Source organism: Allobosea eneae (assembly GCF_042657265.1).
GTDB classification, from domain to species: Bacteria; Pseudomonadota; Alphaproteobacteria; order Rhizobiales; family Beijerinckiaceae; genus Allobosea; species Allobosea eneae.
Window position 1 is genome coordinate 1 of the sequence record NZ_JBHSLW010000049.1, and the last position, 20,589, is coordinate 20,589.

17 protein-coding genes and 2 pseudogenes are annotated in these 20,589 nt (G+C 65.6%); 6 read left to right on the forward strand and 13 right to left on the reverse strand.

Features of this window, described 5'->3' with window-relative positions:
• Positions 1-92: 92 nt before the first annotated feature.
• A pseudogene (locus tag ACFPOB_RS24490) lies at positions 93-314 on the forward strand (integrase core domain-containing protein); the annotation flags it as partial.
• A gap of 190 nt (positions 315-504) precedes the next feature.
• On the opposite strand, the gene purU reads toward ACFPOB_RS24490, so the two are convergent.
• From purU to ACFPOB_RS24525, 7 genes are all read right to left on the reverse strand, one after another.
• Positions 505-1,362 carry a formyltetrahydrofolate deformylase gene (gene purU / locus ACFPOB_RS24495; RefSeq protein WP_377800967.1) on the reverse strand — a complete coding sequence of 286 codons (858 nt, stop codon included), beginning with the start codon at positions 1,360-1,362 and terminating at the stop codon, positions 505-507.
• Positions 1,363-1,364: 2 nt separating this feature from the next.
• On the reverse strand, positions 1,365-2,759 hold the full coding sequence (locus ACFPOB_RS24500; protein WP_377800968.1) for an L-serine ammonia-lyase: 1,395 nt from the start codon (positions 2,757-2,759) through the stop codon (positions 1,365-1,367).
• 79 nt (positions 2,760-2,838) lie between these two features.
• On the reverse strand, positions 2,839-4,107 hold the full coding sequence (gene glyA / locus ACFPOB_RS24505; RefSeq protein ID WP_377800969.1) for a serine hydroxymethyltransferase: 1,269 nt from the start codon (positions 4,105-4,107) through the stop codon (positions 2,839-2,841).
• Positions 4,108-4,124: 17 nt separating this feature from the next.
• Entirely contained in the window at positions 4,125-4,649 is a 525-nt protein-coding gene (locus tag ACFPOB_RS24510) for a sarcosine oxidase subunit gamma (RefSeq protein ID WP_377800970.1), read from the reverse strand.
• An 11-nt stretch (positions 4,650-4,660) separates the two neighbouring features.
• Positions 4,661-7,660 (reverse strand): sarcosine oxidase subunit alpha, encoded by a 3,000-nt coding sequence (locus ACFPOB_RS24515; protein ID WP_377800971.1) that lies wholly within the window; start codon positions 7,658-7,660, stop codon positions 4,661-4,663.
• A complete protein-coding gene (locus tag ACFPOB_RS24520; RefSeq protein WP_377800972.1) occupies positions 7,657-7,959 on the reverse strand; it encodes a sarcosine oxidase subunit delta in 303 nt (100 codons plus the stop codon). Before ACFPOB_RS24520 ends, ACFPOB_RS24515 begins: the two co-directional genes overlap by 4 nt.
• Before the next feature lie 9 nt (positions 7,960-7,968).
• Positions 7,969-9,222: a sarcosine oxidase subunit beta family protein gene (locus ACFPOB_RS24525; RefSeq protein ID WP_377800973.1), complete on the reverse strand. Its 1,254-nt coding sequence runs from the start codon at positions 9,220-9,222 to the stop codon at positions 7,969-7,971.
• Between the two features lie 100 nt (positions 9,223-9,322).
• Here ACFPOB_RS24525 and ACFPOB_RS24530 point away from each other — a divergent pair, with 100 nt between their 5' ends.
• The 4 genes from ACFPOB_RS24530 to ACFPOB_RS24545 all read left to right on the forward strand — a co-directional run bounded on the left by ACFPOB_RS24530 (position 9,323) and on the right by ACFPOB_RS24545 (position 14,732).
• Entirely contained in the window at positions 9,323-10,312 is a 990-nt protein-coding gene (locus tag ACFPOB_RS24530) for a GlxA family transcriptional regulator (protein WP_377800974.1), read from the forward strand.
• Between the two features lie 510 nt (positions 10,313-10,822).
• Entirely contained in the window at positions 10,823-11,278 is a 456-nt protein-coding gene (locus ACFPOB_RS24535; RefSeq protein WP_377800975.1) for a hypothetical protein, read from the forward strand.
• A gap of 145 nt (positions 11,279-11,423) precedes the next feature.
• Complete coding sequence (locus tag ACFPOB_RS24540) at positions 11,424-13,028, forward strand: DUF3987 domain-containing protein (protein WP_377800976.1); 1,605 nt, start codon at positions 11,424-11,426, stop codon at positions 13,026-13,028.
• 285 nt (positions 13,029-13,313) lie between these two features.
• Complete coding sequence (locus ACFPOB_RS24545; RefSeq protein ID WP_377800977.1) at positions 13,314-14,732, forward strand: hypothetical protein; 1,419 nt, start codon at positions 13,314-13,316, stop codon at positions 14,730-14,732.
• A gap of 190 nt (positions 14,733-14,922) precedes the next feature.
• Here the strand turns inward: ACFPOB_RS24545 and ACFPOB_RS24550 are convergent.
• The 5 genes and pseudogenes from ACFPOB_RS24550 to ACFPOB_RS24570 all read right to left on the reverse strand — a co-directional run.
• Positions 14,923-15,717 (reverse strand): annotated as a pseudogene (locus ACFPOB_RS24550) (DUF932 domain-containing protein); the annotation flags it as partial.
• 129 nt (positions 15,718-15,846) lie between these two features.
• The gene (gene merBA, locus ACFPOB_RS24555; RefSeq protein WP_089172868.1) at positions 15,847-18,084 is read right to left on the reverse strand and encodes a bifunctional organomercurial lyase/mercury(II) reductase MerBA; all 2,238 of its coding nucleotides are present in this window, start codon (positions 18,082-18,084) and stop codon (positions 15,847-15,849) included.
• Between the two features lie 4 nt (positions 18,085-18,088).
• Positions 18,089-18,328, reverse strand: coding sequence for a mercury resistance system transport protein MerF (merF, locus tag ACFPOB_RS24560; RefSeq protein ID WP_089172867.1), 240 nt, complete (start codon positions 18,326-18,328; stop codon positions 18,089-18,091).
• A 1-nt stretch (position 18,329) separates the two neighbouring features.
• Positions 18,330-18,617: a cation transporter gene (locus ACFPOB_RS24565; RefSeq protein ID WP_377800978.1), complete on the reverse strand. Its 288-nt coding sequence runs from the start codon at positions 18,615-18,617 to the stop codon at positions 18,330-18,332.
• Between the two features lie 23 nt (positions 18,618-18,640).
• Positions 18,641-19,066: a mercuric transporter MerT family protein gene (locus ACFPOB_RS24570; protein ID WP_089172952.1), complete on the reverse strand. Its 426-nt coding sequence runs from the start codon at positions 19,064-19,066 to the stop codon at positions 18,641-18,643.
• Between the two features lie 86 nt (positions 19,067-19,152).
• On the opposite strand from ACFPOB_RS24570, the gene ACFPOB_RS24575 reads away from it, so the two are divergent.
• Complete coding sequence (locus ACFPOB_RS24575) at positions 19,153-19,581, forward strand: MerR family transcriptional regulator (RefSeq protein ID WP_089172865.1); 429 nt, start codon at positions 19,153-19,155, stop codon at positions 19,579-19,581.
• A 14-nt stretch (positions 19,582-19,595) separates the two neighbouring features.
• Here ACFPOB_RS24575 and ACFPOB_RS24580 read toward each other — a convergent pair whose 3' ends face one another.
• Positions 19,596-20,519, reverse strand: a complete 924-nt coding sequence (locus tag ACFPOB_RS24580) for an ArdC family protein (protein ID WP_089172864.1) — start codon at positions 20,517-20,519, stop codon at positions 19,596-19,598.
• Positions 20,520-20,589 lie beyond the last annotated feature (70 nt).

Sequence of the window (20,589 nt, forward strand, 5' to 3'; positions counted from 1 at the left end):
ACTGCTTCGCCAAGTCGATTGCCAGCATCCGCATGCCTCTTCTCCCACTCGCCAAAAGCCCTTAGTGAAGGGCGCGGAGCGGGAGGCGTCCATCCCATAACGCTCTCGCCGAGACGATCAACGGACTCTATAAAGCCGAGCTGATCCATCGGCGCGGCCCGTGGCGATCCTTCGAAGCCGTGGAGTTCGCGACACTGAGCTGGGTCGACTGGTTCAACAATCGCCGGCTGCTGGAGCCTATTGGCAACATCCCGCCGGCCGAAGCCGAGGAACGCTATTACGCGATGCTGGACGAGACAGCCATCGCAGCCTGACTCAAACCAAACGGCCTCCGGCGAACCCGGGGCGGTTCAGGCCGCGAAGGCGGAGACAAGAGGAGAAGCTCCTAGGCAGCGCCTCGCTCCGGGCATACTCATACTCGGGAGGCCTTCATCTCTCGCGCCGACCAGCAGCTCTCCTTGCAAGCTGAGCCCGGATGCGTTGCCTATGCCGTATTTGGAACGCCTATTTCCCGAAGATGACCGTCCTACTGCCGCTGAGCATCACCCGCCGTTCGAGATGGAGTTTGACGGCGCGGGCGAGCACGCGCGATTCGATATCGCGGCCGATCGCAACGAGATCCTCGGCGGTATCTGCGTGGCTGACCCGGGCGACATCCTGCTCAATGATCGGACCTTCATCGAGGTCGCCGGTGACATAGTGGGCGGTAGCGCCGATCTGTTTGACCCCACGCTCGTACGCCTGATGATAGGGCTTGGCTCCCTTGAAGGCAGGCAGGAACGAGTGATGGATGTTGATGACGCGGCCAGAGAGCTTGCGTGAGAGGTCGTCGGACAGAACCTGCATGTAACGGGCGAGAATGACGGCCTCGGCACCAGTCTCGTCGAGGAGCGCCAGCAGGGCGGCCTCTTGCGCCGGTTTGGTCGCCGGCGTGATCGGCAGATGGACAAAGCGGATGCCCGCCGCCTCGGCGATCGTGCGGGCCTCTTCGTGGTTCGAGACGATGGCGGTTACCTCGGCCTGCAGCCAGCCAACGCGGATCTGGTACAGCAGATGCAGAAGCGCATGGTCGAACTTCGAGACCATAGCGACGATGCACGGTCGGTGGGAAGCGTCGGCAATCCGGAACTCGAGACCGAACCGCGCGACGGCCGGACCAAGCGCCTGTTCCACCGCCTGCCCGGTCAGACGGGCTGGCCCGACAAAGGCGACACGCAGGAAAAAGCGATCTGTACCCCGGTCCCAGTGCTGGTTCGTTTCTATGATGTTGCCATCGAGCTCGGCGATGGTAGTGCCGACGGCGGCGATGATTCCCGGCAGGGGAGCACTGGTGAGCGTGAGGATGAAGGAGCTATCCGACATGTTCAGCACCCCGGCAAGTTGACGGCGAGACCACCGGTCGAAGTCTCTTTGTACTTCACGCTCATATCGAGGCCGGTCTGGCGCATGGTCTCAATACAGGCGTCGAGGGGGACGACATGGATGCCGTCGCCACGCAGCGCGAGCGAGGCGGCGGCGACGGCCTTGATGGCGCCGAGCCCGTTGCGCTCGATGCACGGTACCTGCACGAGGCCGCGCGCCGGGTCGCAGGTCATGCCGAGATGATGTTCGAGCGCGATCTCGGCGGCGTTCTCGATTTGCGCATTAGAGCCACCCAGCGCGGCACAGAGGCCGGCAGCCGCCATCGCGGCGGCGGAACCAACTTCTCCCTGACAGCCCACCTCGGCGCCGGAGATCGAGGCATTGGTCTTGATGATTCCGCCAACGGCGGCGGCGGTCAGCAGGAAGTCGCGGATGCCTTCGTGAGAGGCGCCGACGCAATGGTCGCGGTAGTAGCGGATCACCGCGGGCACGACGCCGGCGGCGCCGTTGGTCGGCGCGGTCACGACACGGCCGCCCGCAGCATTCTCCTCGTTCACCGCCATCGCGTAGACCGACAGCCAGTCATTGACGGTATGCGGCTGGACGGCATTGCTGCCGCGCTCGGCAAGCAGCGCCTGATGGATGGCGCGGGCGCGGCGGCGGACCTTGAGGCCGCCGGGCAGCGTGCCGTCAGTGGCGAGGCCGCGGTCGATGCAAGCGTCCATCACCACCCATAGGCGGTCGAGATCCGTATCGAGCGTATCATGGCCGCCGGCCACCTCATTTGCCCGCTTCATGGCGGCAATGCCCAGGCCGGAAGCCTCGCCCATGCTCAGCATCTCGGCTGCGGAGGCGAAGGGATAGGGGCGCGTGACCCCGGCGTCACCTCCCTTCAGGCTTGTATTCCCGAGCTCGCCCTCGGTCAGGACGAAGCCGCCGCCGATCGAATAGTAGGTCTCGGCGAGGTGGAGGTTGCCGGCGGCGTCGAAGCTGCGCAGGGCCATGCCGTTGGCATGGCCCGGCAATGCTGGGCCGTAATCGAAGACGACGTCCTTGTCGGGATCGAAGGCGAGCGGGCCGACACCGGGGATGTCGATCTGCCCGACGCTCCTGAGGGCGGCCTCGCGACGCTCGGCCTCCTCAGGATCGAGCGTCTCGGGACGGAAGCCGAGAAGTCCGAGGATGACGGCGCGGTCGGTGGCGTGGCCCTTGCCGGTGAAGGCGAGGCTGCCGTGCAGCGATGCCTCGATCCGGGCGGGAGCTTTGGTGCCGGGCGCACGGTCGCGGCCCTCGCGCAGAGCATCGAGGAAGCGGGCTGCGGCGAGCATCGGCCCCATCGTATGCGAGCTCGAAGGGCCGACGCCGATCTTGAAGATGTCGAACACGCTCAGGAACATCGGGCTCTCGAAGGGCGCGGAGGGGCAGAAGCGGCGTGCATGCCGCTCCCTGGAGGCTATGGCGATAAACGGAGCCTCATCAGTCGACGTAGATCGGATGGGCCGCGCAGAGCCGGCCGACCTCGATCAGCACCGCGGCCTCCACGGCCGCGTCGCCTTCGGGACCGGCGGCGGCGAGCGCGTCCACGACCTTGAGGGTGAGTTCGCCGATGCGCTTGAACTCGCTCTCCCCGAAACCGCGTGTGGTGCCGGCGGAGGTGCCGAGCCGCACGCCGGAGGTGACGAACGGCTTCTCCGGATCGAAGGGAATGGCGTTCTTGTTGCAGGTGAGGCCTGCGCGCTCAAGCGCCCGCTCGGCATTGCGACCCTTCACACCTTTCGGACGGAGGTCGACCAGCACCATGTGAGAGTCGGTGCCGCCGGAGACGATGTCGAGCCCGCCCGCCTTCAGCGTCGCGGCCAGTGTCCGAGCGTTGGCGATGACGCGATAGGCGTAGTCGCGGAAGGACGGCTGCAGCGCCTCGCCGAAGGCCACCGCCTTGGCGGCGATGACATGCATCAGCGGGCCGCCCTGGTTGCCCGGAAAGACGGCGGAGTTGAGCTTCTTCGCCAGCGCCTCGTCATTCGTCAGGATCAGGCCGCCGCGCGGGCCGCGCAGAGTCTTGTGCGTGGTCGAGGTCGTGACATGCGCATGCGGCACCGGGTTGGGATAGAGGCCCGCAGCGATCAGCCCGGCATAATGGGCCATATCGACCATCAGGAAGGCGCCGACCTCGTCGGCGATGGCCCGGAAACCGGCGAAATCGATCTGACGCGGATAGGCCGAAGCGCCGGCGACAATGAGCTTCGGTCGGGTTTCGAGCGCGCGGGCGCGGACGGCCTCCATATCGATCAGTTGGTCGGCCTCGCGGACCTGATAGTCGACGACGTCGAACCATTTGCCGGACATGGTGACCGGCGAGCCATGGGTCAGGTGGCCGCCATGGGCGAGCGACATGCCCATGATCCGGTCTCCCGGCTGCAGTAAGGCGAGGAACACGGCCTGGTTGGCCTGGGCGCCGGAATGCGGCTGGACATTGGCGAAGGCCGCGCCGAAGAGCTGCTTGACGCGATCCAGCGCCAGGGTTTCGACCTCGTCGACATATTCGCAGCCGCCGTAATAGCGCTTTCCGGGATAGCCCTCGGCATATTTGTTGGTCAGGATGGAGCCCTGCGCGATCAGCACGTCGCGGGAGACGATGTTCTCCGATGCGATCAGTTCGATCTGGCTCTGCTGGCGGCCGAGCTCGCGGCCGATGGCTGCGGCGACAGCTGCGTCGGAGAGGCGGGAGGCGGCGATATCGAGCATGGCGGTTCCTCTGATGTTCAAAGGCCGGCGGCGAGTTCGCGGGCGGCGATGTCGAGAAGGGCTCGGATATGGGGCGCGAAGGAGCGCCAGACCGTCAGGTGGAGGCGATCCTCGGCCTCGCGGGTCAGCACCACCTGCACGGTGTCGAAGAGCGTGCGGCAGCCGGAGCCGACCGCGAGCTTCGCAAGGTCGCGCGGGCAGCCGGTGGCGAGCAGGTCGAGGACGGCGGGGCCGGAGAGCGCGAGGGTGATCTCGCGATCCGAGACCTCGACGGCGCTGAGCGGCAGGCGGGCCTCAAGACCGGAGAAGGTCGCCGTAAGGGCAGGCGTCTGCGTCTCGGGTGCCTCGATGAGCCATTCGCCGGGGCCAAGGCACAGTGCGGTGCGTCCGTCGGCAGCGGCGCGCACGCCGATCTTCGACGAGAGTTCGAGGCCAAGCCCCGCGCTAACGGCGGCAGGGTCGGCCGTGCGAAGCGAGAACCGGGTGCTCGGCGGCAGTTCAGAGATCGTCACCGGAGCGAAGGGGGCGGTCATGACGGTCATGGCATTTCCTCTCAGGCGCTGAGGCGCGAGCCCTCGGGATCGTAGAAGACGGTGCCCTTGACCACGCGGGCGGTGATCGTCCGGTCCGGCATGGGGATATGGAGCGTCTCTCCGTCGCGGGCACGGCCGTCGGCGACCACCGCCATGGCGATCGAGCGGCCGAGCGCTTCGCTCCAATAGGAGGAGGTGACATGGCCGAGCATGGTCATCGGCTTCGGCTGGTTCGGATCGGCGACGATCTGGGCGCCTTCCTGCAGCACGATCTTCGGATCGTCGGTCAACAGGCCGACGAGCTGCTTGCGGCCCTTCGCCACCATATCGGGGCGCGAGAGCGAGCGCTTGCCGACGAAATCGAGCTTGGCCTTGCCGATCGCCCAGGTCAGGCCGGCATCGTCCGGCGTCAGCGTGCCATCCGTGTCCTGGCCGACGATGATGTAGCCCTTCTCGGCGCGCAGCACATGCATGGTCTCGGTGCCGTAGGGCGTGATGCCGTAAGGCTGGCCAGCCGCCATGAGCTTCTCCCAGAGGGCGCGGCCATGGCGGGCGGGGACGTTGACCTCGAAGCCGAGCTCGCCGGTGAAGGACACCCGGAACAGCCGGGCCGGGAAGCCGGCGACGGTGCAGGTCGCGACCGACATGTGCGGGAACGCCGCCTCGGAGATGTCGAGCCCCTCGACGAAGGGCTCGAGCAGCTTGCGGGCGTTCGGGCCCTGCAGGGCGATGACCGCCCATTGCTCGGTGGTAGAGGTGAGCCAGACCTTGAGCTCCGGCCATTCGGTCTGGAGGTAATCCTCCATCATGTTGAGGACGCGAGCCGCGCCGCCGGTCGTAGTGGTGACGTGGAAGCGCCCCTCCGCCAGCCGGCCGATGACGCCGTCGTCGCGGATGAAGCCGTCCTCGCCGAGCAGCAGGCCGTAGCGGCAGCGCCCGACCCCGAGCTTCGCCCAGGGATTGGTGTACATCCGCTCCATGAAGGTCACGGCGTCCGGCCCGACGACCTCGATCTTGCCGAGCGTCGAGGCATCGAAGATGCCGACGGAAGTACGGGCGGCCCGGCATTCGCGGTTGACGGCGGCGTGCATGTCCTCGCCACCTTTCGGGAAGTACCAGGCGCGGCGCCACAGGGCGACGGGCTCGAAAACCGCTCCTTCAGCCTCTGCCCAGGGGTCGATCGGCGTCTTGCGCGTGACCTCGAAGGTCGCGTCCTGGTGGTAGCCGGCGAAGGTACCGAAGGTGGTCGGCGTGTAGGGCGGGCGGAAGGTGGTGAGGCCAACCTGCGGCGGCTCCTTGCCCAGCGCGTTGGCGGCGATCATCAGGCCGTTGACGTTCGACATCTTGCCCTGGTCGGTCGCCATGCCGTTGGTGGTGTAGCGCTTGACGTGCTCGATCGAGCGCATGCCCTCGCGGACCGCAAGGCGGATGTCCTTGGCGGTGACGTCATTCTGGAAATCGATGAAGGCCTTGGCGCTCGCCGGATCGCGGTCGGTCGGGAGCTCCGTGAGCGTGATGCCGGAGCCGGTACGGTCGGCGGTGATGGCGAAGGTCTGCGCTGCCGCATCCCGGCCGGCGGCGCGGGCTGCGGCTGCACCCGCAGCGGCGCCGTCGTCGAGGACGGCGGCGATGCCCCAGAGGCCGCGGCCAGCGCCCGCAATGTGGACGGCTTCGGTCTTCTTGCCCGGCAGGAACGCCTTGAGCTTGTCGTCCCAGGCCAGGCTGCCCTTGGTATGGCTGAAGAGATGCAGGCTGGGAGTCCAGCCGCCGCACATCAGGACGGCGTCGCAGGCGATCTCGCGGGCGGCGCCCGCTCTGCCGTTATCGAGGCGGTTGACGCGCAGCGACTTCACACGCAGGCGGCCCGAGGTGCCGGTGACGCTGTGGCCGAGCAGGGTTTCGATGCCGAGCATGCGGGCGCGGTCGGTAAGGGCAGGGTCGACGCTCGCGCGGATGTCGACGATGACGGCGGGCTTGGCACCGGCCTCCGCGAGGTCGAAGGCCGCGAACCAGGCCGAGTCATGGGCGGTGGCGACGGCGGGGCGATCGCCGACCTTGACGCCGTAGCGGTGAAGGTAGGTCTGGGCGGCGCCGGCCAGCATCACGCCGGGGCGGTCGTTGCCGTCGAAGACGAGGGGCTTCTCAAGCGCGCCTTGGGCGAGCACGACCTGGTTGGCCCGGACCTTCCACATCCGCTCGCGCGGTGCGTCGGCGGGCGGCGTCGCGAGGTGGTCGGTCAGGCGCTGCGCCAGGCCGATCAGGTTCTGGTGGTAGTAGCCGATCGCCGTCGTCCGGGTCATGACGGCGACGTTCGGGAGCGCGGCCAGTTCGGCGAGGGCCGCGGCCAGCCAGTCCCAGGCCGGCTTGCCGTCGATCGTCACCGACGGCTCGGAGAGGAGGCTGCCGCCGGGCTCGGCGGTCTCGTCGACGATCAAGACGGAGGCGCCGGAACGGCCGGCGGCGAGCGCCGCGGCAAGGCCGGCCGGGCCGGCACCGATCACCAGCACATCGACATGGGCGAAGCGGCTGGCGTAGCGGTCGGCGTCGGGCTCGGTTGGGGAAACGCCGAGGCCGGCGGCATTCCTGATGACCGGTTCATAGACGCGGTCCCAGAAGGAGCGCGGCCACATGAAGGTCTTGTAGTAGAAGCCGGCGGAGAACAGCGAGCCCAGGCGGTCGTTGATCGCGCCGAGGTCGAAGGCGAGGCTCGGCCAGCGGTTCTGGCTGGTCGCTTCCAGGCCGTCGCGCAGTTCCTGGATCGTCGCGCGGGTGTTCGGCTCGAAGCGGCCGGGGCCGCGGCTTGTGCCCATCAGCGCGTTCGGCTCGTCGGAGCTGGCGCAGACCACGCCGCGCGGGCGGTGATATTTGAAGGAGCGGCCCATCAGGTGGACGCCGTTGGCGAGCAGTGCCGAGGCGAGGGTGTCGCCTGCGAGCCCCTGATAGCTCTTGTCGTCGAAGCTGAAGCGGACGGGCTTCTTGTGATCGACGCGGCCCCGGTTCGGGAGACGGTAGCGGGTCATTCGGTCCCTCCCGTGAGGCTGGCGAGGTCGGGGCGGGGCTCGCCCGCCTTGTAGGTGAGAAGGAAGCGGTCGGAGACGGTCTCGCGCGCCGCGTTGAAGAAGCGGGCGCAGCCGTTGACGTGGCGCCAGCGCTCGAAATGGACGCCGCGCGGGTTCGAGCGGATGAAGAGGAAGTCGCGCCACTCTTCGTCAGTGAGCTGCGACGGGTCCTGCGGCCGGGCGATATGGGCTTCGCCGGCATAGGCGAATTCGAGCTCGGGCAGGTCCTGCTCGCAATAAGGGCAGCGGATCAGCAGCATGGCGGGTCCTCAGTGCGCGACGGCGGCCGCGGCCGCCTCGTCGATCAGCCGTCCGGTGGTGAAGCGTTCGAGGGTGAAGGGGGCATTGATCGCGTGCGGTTCGTCGCGTGCGATCGTGTGCGCGAAGATATGGGCCGAGCCCGGCGTCGCCTTGAAGCCTCCTGTCCCCCAGCCGCAATTGACGTAGAGACCGGGCACCGGGGTCTTGCCGATGATCGGCGAGCGGTCGGGCGTCACATCGACGATGCCGCCCCATTTGCGCAGCATCCGCATACGCCGGAAGATCGGGAAGATCTCGCAGATCGACGCCAGCGTATGCTCGATCAGCGGCAGGCCGCCGCGCTGGGAATAGCTCACATATTGGTCGGTACCGGAGCCGATGACGAGCTCGCCCTTGTCGGACTGACTGATATAGGCGTGCACCGAGTTCGACATGACGACACAGGGGAAGATCGGCTTCACCGGCTCGGAGACGAGCGCCTGCAGCGGATAGGATTCGAGCGGCAGGCGCACGCCGGCGGTCTCCATCACCACCGAGGTATTGCCGGCAGCGGAGACCGCGACCTTCTTCGCGGCGATGAAGCCCTTCGGCGTCTCGACCCCGGTCACGCGCCCGTCCGGCCCGCGGCGGATCGCCGTGACCGGGCAGTTCTGGATGATGTCGACGCCGCGTGCCGCCGCGCCGCGGGCATAGCCCCAGGCGACGGCATCGTGCCGGGCGGTGCCGGCGCGGCGCTGCAAGGCCGCACCGACGACCGGGTAGCGAGCCGAGGGGGAGATATCGAGCGGTGGGCAGAAGCGCTGCGCCTCCTGCGCCGTTAGCCACTCGTTGTCGACGCCGTTCAGGCGGTTCGAGTGGACATGGCGCTGGAAGGACTGCACGTCGTGGACATTGTGCGCCAGCATCATCACGCCGCGCTTGGAGTACATGACGTTGTAGTTCAGCTCCTGGGAGAGGTTCTCCCAGAGGTCGAGCGCGTGATCATAGAGGCGCGCGCTCTCGTCATAGAGATAGTTCGAGCGGATGATCGTGGTGTTACGGCCGGTGTTGCCGCCGCCGAGCCAGCCCTTGTCGATCACCGCGACATTGCTGATCCCGTGCTCCTTCGCCAGGTAGTAGGCGGCGCCGAGGCCGTGCCCGCCGGCGCCGACGATGACCACGTCATAGCTGGCCCTGGGCTGCGCGTCCGGCCATTGCGGCGTCCAGTTCTTCTGGCCGGTCAGCGCGCCCCTGATGACCTGCGCGAAAGAGAAATGCGTCATGCGGGACTCCCGGAATCCTTTGCCGAAGGATGCCGGAATTCGGGGATGGCGAGCTGTACCGGCCCGTCAGATATGCTGTACATTCGCGACAGGAGGCTGCATGGCCAAGCTCAAGGTCGGTTTCATCCTGGCGCGACGGTTCACGCTTTGCGCCTTCGCGAACTTCGTCGACGTGCTGCGCCTCTCCGCGGACGAAGGCGATCGCTCGCGGCCCATCCTCTGCGCCTGGCGCGTGCTGTCGCCGACGATGGAGGCGATCGCCTCGAGCTGCGGCGTCGCGGTCCAGCCAGAGGAGCGCCTCGGCGACCCGGCGCGGTTCGACTATCTGGTGATCGTCGGCGGCCTCGTCGACGAGATCGAGAACCTGCACCCGGACACGGTCGGCTTCCTCAAGCGCGCCGCGGCGGCGGGCGTTCCGCTCGTCGGGGTCTGCACCGGCACCTTCATCCTGCACCGGGCCGGCTTGATGCAGGGCTATCGCGCCTGCGTCAGCTGGTTCCATCACGCGGATTTCCTCGAGCGGTTCGACGGGCTGAAGCCGGTCTCGGATCAGATCTTCGTCGTCGATCGCGACCGGCTGACCTGCTCGGGCGGCGTCTCCTCGGCTCATCTCGCGGCCTTCATCGTCGAGCGCCATCTCGGGCGCGCCCGGGCGGCCAAGAGCCTGCATATCATGATCATCGACGAGGCGATGGCGGCGGAGGAGCCGCAGCCGGGCATGCCGCTGGCGCTGGTTGCCGGCGATCCGCTGGTGCGAAAGGCGCTGCTCCTGATGCAGCAGTCGATCGACGCTCCGCTTGCGATCGGGCGCCTGGCGACGCTGCTCGGGGTGGGCCGGCGCAAGCTCGAACGGCATTTCCGCGAAGCCCTGGCCATGACGCCGCTCGAGGCCGATCGGCTGATCCGCATCGAGCAGGCGAAGCACTTGCTGAAGACGACGGAGCGCTCGGCGACGCAGGTCGCGGCCGACACCGGCTTCTGCGACCTGCCCCACCTCATCCGCGTGTTTCGGGCAGTGGAAGGGGCAACCCCGGACGTCTTTCGAAAAATGCTTCGGACAACGCCAACCGTGCATGGCCGTGGGCGATAGTGGTCAACGTAGCTCCCTTCTCGATGATCACCGATGGCTTTGCCGCGGACAGTAGAGCTGCGCTTGCGCCGGCCGCACCCTATGGTCCTGCCAACGCCAGCTTCCTTACAGATCGCGGGGGGCGCCAGAAACCCGAGGTCCCTTGGCGCCCAGTAAGCACGATCAGTCTCGAACACGATCTAGAGACCGTCGAGACTGACTCGCTGGAAAAAGAGCCTGAGCCGAAATATAAGTTCCGGCCACGCCGTCCGCGCTGGCGCCCAGGCCAACCGTTCACTAACAATCGCATTGGACCAGCCGGCGGGGGCGGATCAGTAGACAGCGCCAATATGCCATTGGAGACGTGGGGCGGAGCTGGAGCCGATACCTATTTGAGGCGCTATCGGCAGGTGCACAGGTGTGAGTTCTTCATCCCCCTGCGTTTCGCTGCGAAGCGCTTTGCAGAAGGTTGCAGAAGCCGGCGGTCATCCTATGTGATTTCGGCAGGGACAGACGGTGCCGGAGGCTGCTGTGGACGATGAAGCGATCAAGGAAGGCGCGCGCAGGATCGCAACGGCGCTGAGAAGCCCAGGCGGACAGATCAAGCTTGCGCGGGTGGTCGGCACTCATCTGGATTGGTTCGACCTCGTGCAGCAACGCGGCCTGAGTTGGGATCAGATGATCCGTGTCCTCGCGAATGCCGGCGCGACCCGGGAAAATGGGCTTCCGTTCTCGCGTGGGCACCTGTCGTCAACGGTGTGGCGGGCAAGGCAGGAGCGACTGGGGATGGCGATGGTGCTGCCGCAAGCGCCCTCGGGCTCTGCTGCCAGCGTCGCATCCCATGCACGATCTGATACCAGGAAGGTACGGGCCGACAAGACCGCTCCGGAGACGCACACCGACAAGCAGCCTCAGGGGAACAAGGGAGACCTGCGGGACTACATGCGTCGCGCGGCTGAAGCGCGCCGCAGAACGGCCGAGAACTAAGCGCCGGGTGTCCGCGCGCCTCCGCTGCTCTTGCGGTCTGGATTTGGCCTGTGGCGATAAAAAAATCGATTATCGCCAGATCGTATCCCATTTTCAGCGGCGAAAATAGTTCACTTGGATCGCTCCTCAACCTGGGAGCACAGCCATGAATGATTTTTACCACCGGCCGCCGATGACGGAATCCAACAACCCGATGCCGGAGGCGGAAGCGTCGCCGGCGCTGCCCGACGGTGATGTCGCTCCGGCGTCCAGTTCGGCCAGCGGCACTGAAGCCGCTCCGGACGGCAGCCGGATCGCCGTGACGCAGGCTCAGGATATCGACAGCTGGAAGCCGATCGATCTCGACCTCATCCAGCCGAGCACGGCCCCGGCCCCGCCCTTCCCGCTCGATGTCTTGCCGGCGCATGTGAGGCGGCTGATCTCGAATCTCGCCGAACAGCGCGATCTTCAGATCGATTTCGTGGCGGGAGCTGTGCTCGGGAGCTTTGCGATCGCCATCGGCAATCGTGCGCGACTCGTCGGATACGATGGCGAGGCCGAGCCGCCGGCCCTGTTCATCTGCCTCGTCGGCCCGCCGTCGACCGGAAAATCCAAGGCGCTCGCGATCGCGAACAAGCAGCTCAGCCGGATCGAGGCGGCGATGATCGAAGCTTATGACGCCGCCAAGAAACCGGAAGAGTATTCGCTGTCGGCGCTTGCGTCGGTTCTGCGCGAGACCGTCACGAAGCGGCTCAAGATCGAAGGCCGTGTCCATGCCGCCGGTGAGCCGGAAGAGGATATCGGCCCTCCTCCCGGTCTGCTCCTGACCGAGGTGACGGTTGCGGGACTGCTGGCCGAGCTGGAGGGCAGCGAAGACGGACGCGGCATCCTCCACCATGAATTGACGAGCGCCTTGGCGCTCTCCGGCAGCCGGGACGCCAACAAGTCGCGCGCCCTTCTGCTCCAGGGCTTCGACGGCGAGCCCTATCGCAAGCGCACTGCGACGGGCGGGCGCATCGTCATTCCTGCCCTGCATTTGAACATCCTCGGCGCGACGCAGCCCGACCGCGTCAAGCTCCTGGTCGGCATGGCACGGGACGGGCTGGTTCCGCGCTTCCTGTGGGTCGTTCCGGACACGACCCCGAAGGCGACGATGGCACTCGGGGCGGGGGATATGCAGGCATTCGAGGACGCTGCGTTGCGGCTCATCAAGATCGAGCCGGCGCAGGACGAGGGAGGGTATGCGCGACGCATCGCCCTACTGGAAGAGGCCCGGCCGGTGATCGAGGCGGCCTCGGCGCGCTGGATCGACGAGATGCGGAAGGCGGAAGGCCTGATGCAGGATGTCTACGGCCGCGCGCGGCAGCAGGCTTTGCGGCTGGCGACCGTTCTCGCCCAGGCCGAGCACGCGCTTGCGGGCAACGAAGGCGCTATCGCGACGCTCGGCGCCGCCGACGTCCGGCGCGGGATCGAGCTGGTCGATCGCTATTTCGTCACCATGGCGGAGCGCGCGATCGGATATGCGGGAGCACCCGTGGCGAGCGACGCCACCCGCCTCGCGCGGCATTTGCGGCGGCTAGGCAAGCCGGTCGTCGGCGTTCGCGATGACCTCGAGCGCGGTGCCGGCTCTCCGGTCCGAATTCCCGCCGCCATCGCGCGGGCTCTGGAGGAGTTGCGCCAGCGCGGATTCGTCCGTGACGTCCCGCGGAGCAGTTCTGTTGGCCGCCCGAAGCTGCTGATCGAAGTTCATCCGGATTTGATCGCCGGCTGAACAGCGTTTCGTGAATTCACAGACTGCGCCGTCGGACATCCGGCGGCGCTTTGTTGTTCGGCGGCTTTGTTAAAATTGACGAAATGCCACAAGCGCGGAGAGAGGCGGATTCGATTCCGGCTATTTTGGCATTTCGTCATTTTGACATTCGCTACACGCGTCGCAAACCGCGTAACCAATCAGCGATTCAGTGACGAGAAGGTACAATAATAGTTGCTTACTTGAGTTGAATCTTACAATATTTAATGTAATTATCGATCAGATCTGCATTCGGAGGCATATATTATGGGCAGACCCCCCAAACAAGGAAATGATATTTATCGATCCGGCCATCAGAATTTTACATACAATTACAACAATGAACGTCTTTTTGACACGCGCACATTGCTAGAACATCTTGAATCTGAAAAATTGGAGGTGGAACAACACACATTTCAGGTCTCCAAGATCCTCTCCATCTGTGATCTCGACCACGAATTCGATTGGCCTACCATCTTACAGGCGGTCCATCAGCTCCACCCTCAGCCTCTCGCTGCTGGTCGGGGCACCGCAGTTGTGGCACCCATCTGGTTAGCGCCAGTCGTCATCGTCGTGTTCCCGAATAACGACTGCCGTGTCGTACTGGGACATGATCATGTGCAAGTGGCGCGCTTGCTCGGCGCGGACTCACTTGGCGTGAACTTCGTTCGCAACGTCAACATGGAGCATTACCAGATCCCATTGTTACCCGTGGTGCCGGAGCACCTGAAGAGCGATCCCCGGATTCAAATCGTCACGCGACCTGTTCCGCTCCAGAAAAGAAAACTCGAAAATCCGGGAAATAGTGACAATACCGACAGGCTCACCGTCGCCCATGCGATCCAGCTCCTGAGAGCTCAGCTGATGTTCGAAGAGAGCGGGTACCTGATCGCACAGGCACGAGCTGAACTTGAAAAGCGCAATCTCGCTCCGAACTCCTGGGGCTCATTTGACAATCTTGTGAAAACGCTTCCGCCCCACGTCGTAGGTCTGAACAAACCGAAGAAAATCAAGGATGCCTTTCGGTCTGATCCCGACATGGATAAGCGGAAGGATCCCGCGGCTTGGGCAAATAAGCTGAAGTGGCTTCAGAATGACATTCTTTGGCTAGCCGCTGCCCACCGTCAGTCACAGCTGATGCAAAAGGCGCCCCATTTTATGGAAGAGGAGCTGGAGTACGGCCCCGAATATAAAGATCGCGAGGAATTTCTGACCAAAGCGGCACTGAAGGCCGCCAAGAAAAAAGATGGCGAAGCAACTTACCTACTCGGCCTGACGCGGATTGCGATGCTGTCGGCCGTCAACCCCGCCGATCTGTGGCTGTCTTGGAAGTCCAAGCGCCATGAGCTTGAATTCGCCGCCGCCATGGGCTGTCTGTCGAATCTTCAACCCGCGCTCCTGAAACCTGCGGCCGCGCAGGCTGCGATCGAAATTCGCGAGCGCGCCAGAACTGCTCCCGCCTCCTGCACCGAAGATCAGTTCGTAGCGGTGATGCTCATCGATCGTCTGGAAAAGACCTGCAGGTTGGACGAGTTCATGGCGGCGGCCCACCTTGCGATGCGAAATCGTGAACCAGTCCGCATCAGACTGGCGGACACAACGCTTCCGAGCGGGCTCATCGTGGAACCCATCTCGGAGCTGCTCAGCGGAGTGATGAGTTGCGACGCGGAAGCGGCGGCATTGTGATGGCTCTGCATCGGTGATCTCGCGAGCCGGGCGTTAGCCCGGCGAGCGGCGGCCAAGCCGTCGCGGTGCGGCTGCTCCGCCGATCCGGAGGAACGGATCGGCGAAAAATGGAGATATTCATCCCTTCGAATTCCGCACAAGCGGCCAGGAAGACCCCGCCGCCAAGGACGGCGGCGCGGCCTTCGCTGATTCAAGCGGCTTTTTCCAGCAAGGCCTTCGCCTTCCCTTCCAGGTCAAGCCGAGTATCCTGATGCGCCTTGGTGCGGGCATGGGCGGTCATGCCCTGCACAAAATCAAAAACGCTTTCCGGCGGGCGGCCTTCCTCGTGCAAGACGGTCTCGATAATCTTGCCGGTCTCGGCCTTGCTGAACCCGCGCTTGCGCAGGAAGGTTTCGCGGTCCTCATCGCTGCGGGCGACGATCCGCTCGCGGGCGGCGCGGATGCCGGCGACGAAAGGCGCGGGCGACGAATTGGCGAAGCTGCGCAAGGCGGGGGCCGCCTCATGGGCGAAGCGCTGGGCCGCGAACTTGCTGTGGCGGATGCTAATTTCCTCGAATCCTTCCACACCCCAAAGGTTGCGGTTCATGCACACGGCCCGAAGGTAGAAAGAGGCGATGCCAAGGGTCTTCGATCCGACTTCGCTGTTCCAGCAATAGAAGCCCCGGAAATACAGGTCTGGTTCGCCGTTCGGCAGGCGCCCCGCTTCGATCGGGTGGGTATCGTCGACCAGGAAGAGGAAGACGTCGCGGTCGCTGGCGTAAAGCGTGGTTGTATCCCTGGTCACGTCGACGAAGGGGTTATGCGTCATGGTCGCCCAGTCCAGCACACCGGGGACCTTCCACACGGTATCGCCGACGCCGTTGCCGGCGATTTTCATGACGGCGGCGACAAGTTCGTGATCCCAGATGCGGCCATAATCCGGCCCGGTCACAGCGCGAAGCTCGACGCGGCCATCATCCGTTTCTAGCGTCTTCACAAGTTCCGCGACTTATCTGAACAGTCAACCTGTCTCAGGCGGATTTTTCGGCGGCATTTGTCTGAAAATCCACACGCTTCCGATCGATCTCGACGCGTGAGACAGATTCGAGGGGTGCTCAGAGGCCCTTGCCACTATTCAACCGGCGCAGCAGGACAGCTTGGCGACGTCCCTGTCGAAGGCTAGCGCCGCGAGCTTCAGGCCCTCGACGGTGGTGAGGTACGGAAAGATCGTGTCCGCCAGATCGTCGACGCTGAGCCCCTGCCGGATTGCCAGTGTTGCGGTCTGGATGCTGTCGGCGCCTTCCGGCGCGAGGATGTGCGCGCCAAGCAGCCGGCCGCTGCCGGCGTCGGCGACGAGCTTGATGAGCCCACGTGTGTCGCGGGCGGCAAGCGCACGGGGCACCTGGTCGAGACCGATCGTCGAGACGCGGACCGCATGCCCGGCGGCGCGCGCTGCGGCCTCGATCAGCCCGACGCTCGCCACCTGCGGATCGGTGAACACGATCGCCGGCATGGCGCTGTTGTCATAGCGCAGGCTGTCGCCGTTAAGGGCGTTCTTGGCCGCGAGCTTGGCACCGTAGGCAGCCATGTAGACGAACTGGTCGCGGCCGGTGACGTCGCCGGCGGCATAGATGCCAGCGCGCGTCGTGCGCATGCGGTCATCGACGACGATGCCGCCCTTCGGCGAGATGGCAATCCCGTGCTCGGCAAACCCGAGGCCTTCGATGTTGGGCGTGCGGCCGGTGGAAATCAGCACCTGATCGGCGCCGACAGCAATATCCTCGCCGTCGCGCGTAACGGTCAGTGAAACGCCGCCCTCAGTCTTGCGGATCGTACGGTAGGCGATGCCGGAGACGACAGTGATCCCTTCGTCCTCGAAATACCCCGTCAGCGCCGCGCCGATCTCCGGCTCGGCCTCAGGCAACAGTCGCGAGCGACAGACGAGCGTCACCTTGACGCCGGCACGGGCGAACATCTGGGCGAGTTCCGCGCCGATATAGCCGCCGCCGATGACGAGCAGTGAGGACGGCAGCTTCTCAAGCTCGAGCGCCGACGTGCTGGTCAGATACGGCACGGTCTCGATCCCAGGGATGGCGGGGATTGCCGGCCGCGCGCCGGTAGCGATGATGATTTTGCCGGCCGGAATGCGTGTACCATTCACCTCGACACCGTCGTCGACGAGGCGCGCCGGCCCATCGCGATACGCGATGCCGTTGTAGGCGGGGAGCAGGTCGACATACTTGGCCCGGCGCAGCTCCGAAACCAGCGCGTCCTTCTGACGAACGGTTCCGCGCCAGTCGGCCAGTTCGGCCTCGGCTGTGATGCCGGCAAAACGGGCTGCCACGCGAGCGTTGTGCAGCGTCTCAGCGGCGCGGATGAGGGTCTTCGATGGTACGCAGCCGACATTGACGCAGGTGCCGCCGATGGTACCACTGCCGATCAGCGCGACTTGGGCGCCCTGATCAGCGGCGGTGATCGCGGCAGAGAAGCCGGCCGAGCCGGCGCCAATCACGACGAGGTCGTAGGTGCCACCATTGCGGCCGTTGGCCGGGAAGGGGCGGCTTGCGACCGCCGTGCTCTTCGACGCCGTATCGAGTCCAGCAAGGCTCGGCCCGAACAGAGCGCGGCCAGCCTGCAGTCCTTCCTCGATCGACAGCCGGAAACCCGGCTTGTCGGCAGAACGTTCGTCGCGCCAGAGGGAGAGATGCTCGTCCGAGCAGAAGAAGGCGGTCGTCGCGCAGAGCGAGCTCGCGGCGCAGCCGCCTTCATAGCGGACACTTTGCCACATGACGGCCGTCGACGGCGCGACGGCGGCCAGCGCCCGTCCTCGCTCACGCGTCGTGATCCGGATCGGCGCGCCGCAATGGCGGCATTGCGAGGCGATCGCGACGTCACGACCGGTCATGGCGCCGATGCCGAGCGCGTCGACCGCGCACATGGCGTTGAGAACATGTCCGTCCAGCGTGACCCGATGGCCGGTGTCGCGGTCGGTGAAGGGATAGGCACCGACGATCTGCTCGCCGTCGAGAACGACGAGGTCGCGCCGGCGAAGTTCTGCGAGCAACGGCCAGATGGCCGTCTCGCTCAAACTTGCACGTTCCGCAAGCGCGCCTATAGCCGGGGCCTGCCCGTCTTCGGCGTAGAGCTGGAGCAACGCAACGCGCACGCGGTCCGTGGTGGGATCGTAGCCGCTCCAGCGATTGAGCACGTGGTCGGAGCCGACCATCGCCTGCAAGGCGTCTCGGACCGCCGGCAATGTGACGGCCGACCAGTCCGGAAACGTAACATCGGGCCGCACGGCGAAGCTCGGCAGTGTCGCGGGCTGAGAAACGGCAGGTTTGTCCCGGGAGGAGGATGCACAGCAATCGTTCATGGCTTCAGGCTTCCTTGTGGTTCTTGCTCTCGCCGCAGGCCGCATTCGCCCGGCGGCGGTAGAGGCCCCACGCTATGAGTCCCAGGCTGACGGCCAGCAGTGAAAACGCCATCAGATCCGCGCTGACGAGCCACGCGCCCAGACCGACGAGCGGCAGCAGGACGGCAAGAATGGGTGTCACGCAGCAGATCGCAGCTATTATGCCGCCCGCCACGCCGGTGCGGACCAGGGCAAGGTCGTTCATGTCAACTGCCCTGCCTCGGGTGGGCCGGATAACCGGCATTCATGCTGGCGGCCGCGATGGCATCGGGGTTCGTCTTCGCATCGTCGAAGGTGACAGTCGCGGTCTTCGCCTCGAAGGAGATGGTCACATTCGCGACGCCGGGGACCGCCGCCATCGTGGTCTTCACAATGTAGGGACACGTGGCGCAGGTCATGTTGTCGACGGCGAAGGTGATGGTGCGCTCGCCGGCCCAGGCGGCAGGGGCCAGCATCAGCGAGCCGATCAGGGTGCAAACGCTCAAACTCTTCATAGGGGGAGGCTCTCCTTTCGGTATCAGGCGGAAAGCAGCAGCGGAGCAACGTAGTCGAAGGCGAAGGCAGCAACGACGAGAACCGTTGCCATCCAGAGTCCGATCTGGACGAGGCGGCTGGGGGCGGGGCGTGTGCAGGCTTCGCCGTCGGCGCAGGCTCGCCGTGGCTTCCAGTAGACGAGGTAAAAGCCGTAGCCGAGAACGCCTGTCGTCCCAGCGACGAAGAAGGGCTTGTAGGGGGCAAGTGCCGTCAGATTGCCAATCCAGGCACCGCTGATACCAAGGCTGAACAGGATGAGTGGAATGATGCAGCAGGACGAGGCGCCGATGGCGCCGAGAATACCGCCGACTGCGACCAGGCGCTGCCGCCGGACCTCATTCTGCTCGGGCGTCGTCAGCTTCGCTGCAGTCGGTGCAATGTCTGCTGGTCCATATCGCGATGCATTCATGTCAGGACTCGCTTTCCTTGCCGAATTCCTATCCAGGCGCTAGTGTGCAGTCTGTAGCAACTACAGAGTCAAGAGGGCTTTTTGCGATGGGCGATCACGCCGGGATGAAGGGCATACAGCGGGCCGAGCTCGCCCGGCGGACGGGCTGCAATCTGGAGACGGTGCGCTATTATGAGAAGGTCGGCCTTCTGCCCGAGCCGCCGCGCACGGCGAGCGGCTATCGCAGCTACAACAGCACTCACGAGCGGCGGCTTCGCTTCGTTTTGCGGGCGCGCGAGCTCGGGTTCTCGCTTGACGAAATCCGTGAGCTCCTGCGTCTCGTTGACGAGCGCGACCGGCCCTGTGCCGAAGCACGCGATGTCGCTGCCGTCCACCTTGCCGACGTCCGGGCGAAGATCGCCGACCTAAGGCGCATGGAGCGGGTGCTCGAGGACGTCGTTGCCCAGTGCGGCGACGGCACGCTCCCGGAGTGTCCGCTGATCGAGACACTGTTCCAGGAGCGAACCGTCAACTGATCGAGCAGGGGCGCCTATGCGGCGCCCCTGACCTCGTGCTGGCGATCGCCGACCTGCTGCGCGTGCATCCAGTCGGTGATCTCCTGCGCCTTGCTCGCGGCGGTGAAGATGGCGCGCGAGTCGGAACGCAGCACCTTGAGCCAGGAGGCGATGTAACGGGCGTGGTCGGGTCGCGGCTCGACGCTCAGGTTGAGATCGGCGCAGATCATCGCGCTCAAGAGCTCGACCGTGCATTCCTCCATCGCGTAGGCGGCCGAGCCGAAGCGTCCGGAAAGATCGCGGTCGAGGCGATGCCTGGCGCCGGAAGCGTGGCCGCATTCATGCAGCAACACGGCGTAGTAGGCGACCGCGTCGCGGAAGCAGGCGAACTCCGGCATCTGCACCTGGTCGGTAGACGGGCGGTAGTAGGCCTGCGGTCCGCCGTGGCGGATGTCGATGCCGAGGGCCGCGCAGAACCGTTCGGCCCGCTCGATCCGCTCGACCTCGGGCAGCTCCGGCGTCTCGGGCGGTGTGTAGCCGTCGACCTGCGCGCAGTTGAAGACGGTGTAGCCGCGGGCGAACATCCGCCGGGCGGGCTCGTCGCGATCCTCGTCGCCGTGTTGGGCGTCCGCATCGCCGCGATCGGTGGTCTTCCAGAACACGACCAGATGGCCGCGTTCGCCCTTGCGAACCTGGGCGCCGAGCGCCTGCCATTGGCGGTAGGTGCCCCAAATGCCGGCGGGATAGCCGGCCGCGTGCGCCGCGGCCCAGAGCGAGAGGATGTTGACGCCACGATAGGCCTTGCACGAGGCGACGTTGACCGGCGTGGTGATGGCCGATCCGTCGTGATGCCACGGCATCCGGTAGTCGCCGGCGCCGGCTTCGATGGCGGCGATGATCTGGCTGGTGACACGCTCGTAGATATCAGTCCGGGTCGAGTTGCTGCGATCTGTGGTCATGGGTGCCTCCTTCAGCTCGCCCTCTCCGTCGAGGGCGAGGCGGCAGGGGCAGACGCGGGGGGGCCGGCCC